Below are 7406 nucleotides of genomic sequence, written 5' to 3'. Positions count from 1 at the left end.
GAACCCGGACCACCGTGCCGTCGATCATCGCATATTCCATGTCGGCCTCGTCAGAGACCGCTTCAAAAAGCCGTTTGAAAACACCGGCTTTCATCCAGTCGCTGTAACGGGAATAGACCGAGTTCCAATGCCCGAAATACGTCGGAAGGTCCCGCCATGGGCTGCCGGTCCGGGCAATCCATAAGACCGCCTCGATAAAAAGACGGTTGTCCTGCCCGCTGCGCCCCCGATCCGTTTTCTTGCCAAGGCACAGCGGTTCCATTTTCGCCCATTGGGCGTCTGTCAGTACGAAGCGATCCATACGGATTTTGAATCACATTTGGTGACTTTGAAAAAGCACAATTCCCAACAGACCCCAAAAAGCTTCAGGAAACACCGCTTTCTTGAAAAAAGGCGGCACCCAGAAACTTTTATTATGGCAAATCTTTCTCCATTAAAAAAAAGCCCGGTACGAAACCGGGCCTTTTTCATGTCAGCGTGCCGCGATCTGCAGCCGGTCGGCCACGCGCGCCCGGCCCATAAGCGGTAGCAGGTCGCGCATTTCCGGTCCGCTGTCTTCCCCCGTCAGCGCAAGGCGTAGCGGGTGGAACAGGGCGCGGCCCGTGCGCCCCGTGGCGTCCTTCACGGCCGTGGTCCATGTTTTCCACGTGGTTTCGTCCCACGGTTCCGCAGGCAGCGACTCCAGCGCCTGCAGCAGGTAGGGACGATCCGCCTCCTCGATCACCGGGGGGATGATCTCACCGGCCACGACGTCCCACCAGTGACGCAGTTCACCCACCATATCCACATTGCCCCGCACCGCCAGCCAGAAGGCTTCAGTCGCGCCTTCGGGCAGGCGGGCGCGGATTTCCTCGAACGGCATGGCATGCATGATGCGACGGTTCAGGCCCAGCAACTGCCGCATGTCAAACCGCGCGGCAGAGCGCGAGACACGGCCAAGGTCATAGCTCTTTGCCAGTTCATCAAACGACAGTGGCGCCGGATCGTCCGCGCTGCCCAGGCGCGCAAGGTAGGACACGATGGCCGATGGCTCGACCCCGTCCTGCCGCAGCGCGCGAATCGACAGCCCGTCAAAACGCTTGGACAGCTTGCCGCCGCCTTCATCCAGCAACAGCGGCAGGTGCGCGAAGGTGAACCGGTTGCGCTTTGCCCCCAGTGCCTCGGCAATGTCGATCTGCACGCCGGTATTGGTCACATGGTCCTCACCGCGGATGATGTGGGTGATGCCCAGTTCCATGTCATCCACGACGGATGCCAGCGTGTACAGCACTGTCCCGTCCGCGCGCACCAGCACGGGGTCGGAAATGGCGGGCAGCTTCACCCGGCACGCCCCCATGACCAGATCATTCCATTCTACCGTGCGGTGATCGGACAGCCGGAAGCGCCAGTACGGCACCTTGCCATTGGCTTCGGCCTGCGCGCGCTGCTGCGGGGTCATGCGCAGCATGGCGCGGTCATAGACCGGCGGCTTGCGCATGCGGATACGGGCCTCGCGCTTGGAGGCCAATTCCTGTTCACTTTCAAAACACGGATAAAGCCGCCCGCTGGCCTTAAGCTGCTCAATGGCCAGCGCGTAGCGGTCCAGCAGGTCCGACTGCCGCACGAATTCGTCCCAGCCAATGCCAAGCCAGCGCAGGTCGTCCTGCAGGGCCTGCACATAGTCCTCCTTCGAACGACCACGATCGGTATCGTCAATGCGCAGCAGGAAGCGGGCATTGTGGCGGCGGGCAAACAGGGCATTGGCAATGGCCTGACGCGCATTGCCGACATGGATCAGCCCGGTCGGGCTGGGCGCAAAACGGAGTTTCATGCCCCCTATATGCGGCGATTACGCCCCGAATGCCAGAGAACACATGCGCAATCCGACGCGGAAACGCCACCCCTTCAGGACCGGGCCGAACGCCGGACGCACCCGGAAAGCCCGCTTTTGCGATGCCAGACGCCTTGGGGAAGTTTTTTCAGGTGGACTATAAGGAACGCCGCCTTTTTGAAAAAAGGCGGCGCCCAAAAACTTTTATACTTTTACAGATTCAAGGGCGTTCTTACGCCTCATCATCCTCGTCACCGCCACGACGGGGGTCAAAGGCGCGCCAGTCGCGCTCCATCGGGCTTGCGGCATGGGCTGCGAAATCATCCAGTTCATTGGCCGAACGCCAGCCCTGATCACCCGCTTCCAGCACTTCCGCATCCTCCCCAAAGGAAAACCATGCCTTGAGGATGTCGGCCGCCGACAGGCCTGGCATGCGGCAGCGTTCGATGCTGTCGCGCACATAGGCACGCGCAAAGGCATTGGCCTGGATCAGATCGGGGAAGCCGCCGACTTCCTCGACAATATTGTCCTCGGCACCGCCTGACAGATCCAGAATCCGCACGCGCCATCCCCCTTCGGGGGCAAAAATGGTTTCTGACAAGATGAAGCCTTTCGTTATGCGTTCGTGCGCGCGACGCGGGCCTGCGGCCTAGCGGTTGCGCATGTGGCGCAGCAGGAACTCACGCCCCGCCTTGACCCGTGGCACATCGTCATAGGCCACGATGTCGGCCGTGGCATAGGTTTCCGACCAGCGGTCGGGAATGAAGGAGCCGGTGCCGATCACATCGACCGGGGCATGGGCGTCAGCCATGCTGAGGCATTTTTCCACGCTGAAACCCGATGACGCGATGATGCGCACATGCGCGAACCCGGCCTCGTCCAATGCCTCGCGCATGCGCCAGATGGCGGCGGCGGAAACCCCCGTGCCCACAAGGTAGCGCAGTTCCTTGTCCGACCGGTACCGCCGGATGCTGCCCGGCGTGTGGCGTTCCAGCACGTCATAGGACGATTGCGGGTCCAGCCCCTCCAGAAAGCGGCCGCCATGCGTATCCAGACGCACGGCCAGACGCCCGGTTGCGGCCTGGTCGGGAAAATGGCGACAGACTTCCAGCGCGTCCGTCACCTCCCGCCCGAAATAATCCACCAGCACCACAAGATCCACTTCAGGATAGACCTCATGGAACATCTCGGCGGCCCGCAGGGTGGACCCGGCATAGCCCACCAGCGCGTGCGGCATGGTGCCCAGGCCCTTCGTGGTGCCGAAATAATGCGCCGTCGCATCATTGGCGCCACCAACAAAGCCCAGCGCCCCTTCCTTCTGGGCGGCATGACTGCCGACGGAGGCGGCATAGGCCATCTGTTCCTGCATGCCAAAGCCCGCGCAGTGCCGCGCCTCCATCGCCATGAAGCGCACATGCGGCAGCGCCATGGCCATCTGGTAGGCATTGTGGGCGGCGACACAGGCCGGGCCAAGACGCTGGAGCACCAGCGTCTCCAGCACCGCAAGCTGCGCGAACGATCCGGTCACGTAGGCCAGCGGTTCGCCCGCGCCCACCCATGTTCCCTCGGGGAACATGAGGTCACATTCGATAGCGATCCCACGTTCGGCCGCGACGGCATGCAGCCAGTCCACCATAAGCCGTGGCGCGGACACGACGGGGCGGCGCAGAAAGACGGCATAAGTCACCTTCCTGTCCCCAAAGTGTTCGACAATGGCACGCGTGCGGTTGAAATACGCATCCGTGCGGGCGGCGATCACGTCCGGTTCCACCGCACCCGCACCCCGGCCTGCCTTCTCACCATGGGTCATAGCCCCTCCAATCCCCCCGATACGGGCGGAACTAGCGTGCCCCGCCGTGCGTGCGATGCATCCGCGTCTTCAGTTCTTCAGACAGGCGGAACGCCATCTCCAGCGACTGTTCCGCGTTCAGGCGCGGATCGCAGAAGGTTTCATAGCGTTCACCCAGATCCTCTTCCGTCAAGCGGTGTGCGCCGCCGATGCACTCGGTCACGTTCTGGCCGGTCATTTCGAAATGCACGCCGCCGGGATGGGCGCCGGCTGCCTCGAACACGTCAAAAAAGCCGTGAATCTCCGACAGGATGGCGTCAAACGAACGCGTCTTGACACCCGTCGAGGTCGAACTGGTGTTGCCATGCATGGGGTCACACAACCATGTGACCGTCCGCCCCGTGGCCATCACTTTCTCGAGCAGCGGCGGCAGGTGGTCACGCACCTTGCCCGCCCCCATGCGCGAGATGAGCGAAATGCGCCCCGCCTCATCTTCCGGATTGAGGATGTCGAGCAGGTGCTCCAGATCCTCGATGGTGGTGGTGGGGCCGACCTTGATCCCGATGGGGTTGCGCACCCCGCGCAGGAATTCGACATGCGCGCCATCAGGCTGGCGGGTACGGTCCCCGATCCACACGAAATGGGCCGAGCAGTCATACCATTCGCCCGATGTCGAATCGATGCGGGTCAGCGCCTGTTCATACGGCAGCAGCAGGGCCTCGTGCGAGGTATAGAACTCGGTCTCGTCGATCTGGGGCGTGGTGGCCGCCGTCAGGCCGCACGCGGCCATGAAGTCCAACGTTTCGCCAATGCGTTCGGCCAGCAGCCCGTAACGCTGCGCCAGCGGCGAGCGTTCGACAAAGCCCAGGTTCCACCGATGCACCTCATGCAGGTTGGCATATCCCCCGCTGGCGAACGCGCGCAGCAGGTTCATGGTGCCAACGGACTGGAAATAGCCGGTTTCCATGCGCTTCGGATCAGGAATGCGCGCGGCTTCCGTGAAGTCCGAGCCATTGATGATGTCACCGCGATAGGACGGCAGCGTCACGCCATCCTTCGTTTCCGTGTCGGACGAACGCGGCTTGGCGTACTGCCCGGCCATGCGCCCGATCTTGATGACGGGCACCTTTGCACCAAACGTCAGCACCACGGCCATCTGCAGCAGCACGCGGAAGGTGTCGCGCACGATGTCGGCGGTGAATTCGCTGAAGCTTTCGGCGCACGCGCCGCCCTGCAGCACGAAGGCCTGCCCCGTGGCGGCCTTGGCCAGATGGGCGCGCAGGCGCCGGGCTTCACCCGCGAAAACCAGCGGCGGGTAGCGGCGCAGACGCGCCTCCACGCCCTCCAGGGCGGCTTCGTCGGGATATCGCGGCATCTGCCGCGCCGGAAACGACCGCCAGCTCTCCGGCGTCCAGGCCTGCCGGGAAGAACTGTTGTGGCTGTGCGTCGCACTCATGGGTCGGATCCTAATTCCTCTTGATACAAGACAGTCCCCACCGCCAGCGGCGGAAGGGCAGTCTTTATGTCGAAAAAAGCCCGGCATGGCAAAGCCTGTTCTGGCCCCGGCCCTTCCACTCATGCCGCCAGCGGGGACTCGATGTTGCATTGACGCCACAAACCGACCCGATCCATACAGTACCAGGTCGCATTACAGTCATGCTTCGCCCATATGTAAAAGTGACATGGTTGGCCTGCCAGACCACGGCTTCCCCTGGCGAAGCATGGTTGGCATGGTGCCCTCTCAGGTAAAAGGATTACGGATCATGGCCACCACACGTGGGAAATTCATAACCGCCCTGGCTGCGGGGCTGTGCCTGTTCAGTGTGACGGCCATGGCCGCACCCGACAACAGTGACGACAGCAACAGCCAGAGCGAAGACAAGATGACCGTTCATGGCCAGCGCAACCACCTGCCGCCAGGCTATGAGGAAGCGCCGTCCATGGAACTGAACCATGGCCCAGACCCCGACCATCTGGAACACGTGCATCGTGATTCGGTCACCGGCACGGACCTGTCACGCTTTGGCAGCGCGTACCAGAGCAGCGGGATCAACGGCGATGGCCAGCTTGGCGATTCGACCGGCAATGGCTGGGTCGCGCCCCGCTAGAAAACGGCTTCAGAAATAATAAAAGTTTTTGGGTGCTGCCTTTTTTCAAAAAGGCAGCATTCTCCCACGCCTGTCGGAAAAAAGCTTCACCAGAAACTTCTTTTTGATTCCCGGGATATTTCAACCGTTGCCGAGACACTGCCCGGCAACGGTTTTTCATATGGACCGTATCAGACTGGGTGATGGGGCGTGACACGCGTGCGGGTACGCATGGTCACGAATTCCTCCGCCGAGGAAGGATGGATGCCGATGGTCCGGTCCCAGTCCCCCTTCTTCAGCCCCGCCGTTACCGCGATGGCCAGGCCCTGCATGATTTCCGGCGCGTCATCACCCAGCATATGCGCGCCCACCACGACCTGACTGGCCTGATCCACCACCAGTTTCATGAACGTGCGCTGCTGGCGGCCGCTGAGCGTGTTGCGCATGGGACGGAAGCGGCTGACATACACATCCACGGCGCCCTTATGCGCGGCCTCGGCTTCCGTCAGGCCAACACTGGCAAGGGCGGGGGTGAAGAACACCGCCTTGGGCGTCGTGGCATAGGACCACTGGCGCGCCGGTGCGCTGCCAAACAGGCGGTCGGCCAGGTTATGCCCCTCCGCAATGGCTACGGGGGTCAGGTTCAGCCGGTTGGTCACGTCGCCTATGGCATAGATGCCAGGCACGGTTGTCTGGCTGCCTTCATCGACAATGATGCGCCCGTTTTCCTCCATCGCCACACCAAGCTGCGTCAGGCCAAGGCCGGTGACCTTGGGATGACGGCCGGTGGCAAAGAAAACGCAGTCGGTTTCGATCCGGCCACCGTTATCAAGGGTGACGGCAAGGCTGCCATCCTTGCGCTTTTCAATTTCAATGGGCGATGCGCTGACATGCTGGCGGATGCCGCGCAGGTCGATGGCGTCATGCAGGGCGTGGCGCAGGTCACCATCAAAACCACGCAGCGGCTGCTGCTGGCGGTAAACCAGGTCAACTTCCGAGCCGAATCCACGGAATATCCCCGCAAATTCCACGCCAATGTAGCCACCACCCACCATGCACACCCGATGCGGGCGCTGTTTGAGGTGAAAGGCCTGATCGGACGATATGGCGTATTCCGCACCAGGAATTTTCGGGGCCGTCGGGGTGGACCCCACCGCAATGACGATCCGGGCGGCGGTTACCCGGCGGGGGGCTTCATGGGGAGCAAGCGGGGACGGGTCGATGCGCAGGGTGTGCGCGTCCTCGATGGTGGCATGGCCGGTGAACAGGGCGACGCCCGCCTTTTCCAGCATCGAGACATACAGGCCGTTCAGGCGCGTGATCTCCCGGTCCTTGGCTTCGATCAGCGCGGCCCAGTCGTGCTGCCCGCGCTTCGTGTTCCAGCCGAAACCATGGCTGTCATCCACCCAGTCGCCATATTCACTGGCCTGGACCATCAGTTTCTTGGGCACGCAGCCAAGGTTGACGCAGGTACCGCCCCAGTGGCGGCTTTCCGCCACGGCCACGCGCGCCCCATGGCTGGAGGCCACGCGCGCGCACCGCACGCCCCCCGAACCCGCGCCGATTACAAACAGATCGAAGTCATAACTCATGCCGGTTGTGCATCCTGCTTCCGGCCGGAAGGACGGCCTGCAGCATGCGTCATTCCGGCGATCTCCCGCCCGGACGCGGGGTGGGAGCAATAAAAAAAAGCCCCGGCCATGGTTCCTGTGGCCGGGGC

General features: G+C 62.5%; 7 protein-coding genes. 1 reads left to right on the top strand and 6 read right to left on the bottom strand.

The features are described 5' to 3' along the window. From GEU01_RS05635 to GEU01_RS05615, 5 genes are all read right to left on the bottom strand, one after another. Positions 1-301, bottom strand: a 301-nt coding sequence (locus GEU01_RS05635; protein ID WP_039794389.1) for an IS5 family transposase, incomplete at its 3' end; no start/stop codon positions are given. Positions 302-472: 171 nt separating this feature from the next. Next, positions 473-1810: a glutamate--tRNA ligase gene (gene gltX / locus GEU01_RS05630; protein WP_019085279.1), complete on the bottom strand. Its 1338-nt coding sequence runs from the start codon at positions 1808-1810 to the stop codon at positions 473-475. A 232-nt stretch (positions 1811-2042) separates the two neighbouring features. Next, positions 2043-2411, bottom strand: a complete 369-nt coding sequence (locus tag GEU01_RS05625; protein WP_010506998.1) for a hypothetical protein — start codon at positions 2409-2411, stop codon at positions 2043-2045. Between the two features lie 48 nt (positions 2412-2459). Further along, entirely contained in the window at positions 2460-3620 is a 1161-nt protein-coding gene (locus GEU01_RS05620) for a beta/alpha barrel domain-containing protein (RefSeq protein WP_019085278.1), read from the bottom strand. A gap of 31 nt (positions 3621-3651) precedes the next feature. Beyond that, on the bottom strand, positions 3652-5055 hold the full coding sequence (locus GEU01_RS05615) for a class II 3-deoxy-7-phosphoheptulonate synthase (protein WP_019085277.1): 1404 nt from the start codon (positions 5053-5055) through the stop codon (positions 3652-3654). A gap of 307 nt (positions 5056-5362) precedes the next feature. On the opposite strand from GEU01_RS05615, the gene GEU01_RS05610 reads away from it, so the two are divergent. After that, entirely contained in the window at positions 5363-5707 is a 345-nt protein-coding gene (locus GEU01_RS05610; RefSeq protein WP_010507003.1) for a hypothetical protein, read from the top strand. Between the two features lie 170 nt (positions 5708-5877). On the opposite strand, the gene gorA is transcribed toward GEU01_RS05610, so the two are convergent. After that, positions 5878-7278 (bottom strand): glutathione-disulfide reductase, encoded by a 1401-nt coding sequence (gene gorA / locus GEU01_RS05605; protein ID WP_019085276.1) that lies wholly within the window; start codon positions 7276-7278, stop codon positions 5878-5880. Positions 7279-7406 lie beyond the last annotated feature (128 nt).

Origin of the sequence: Komagataeibacter europaeus LMG 18890 (assembly GCF_000285295.1) — a bacterium.
In the GTDB taxonomy this organism is placed as follows: domain Bacteria; phylum Pseudomonadota; class Alphaproteobacteria; order Acetobacterales; family Acetobacteraceae; genus Komagataeibacter; species Komagataeibacter europaeus.
Note: the sequence above shows the minus strand (reverse complement) of the source record. Positions and strands in the feature narration are given on the sequence as shown.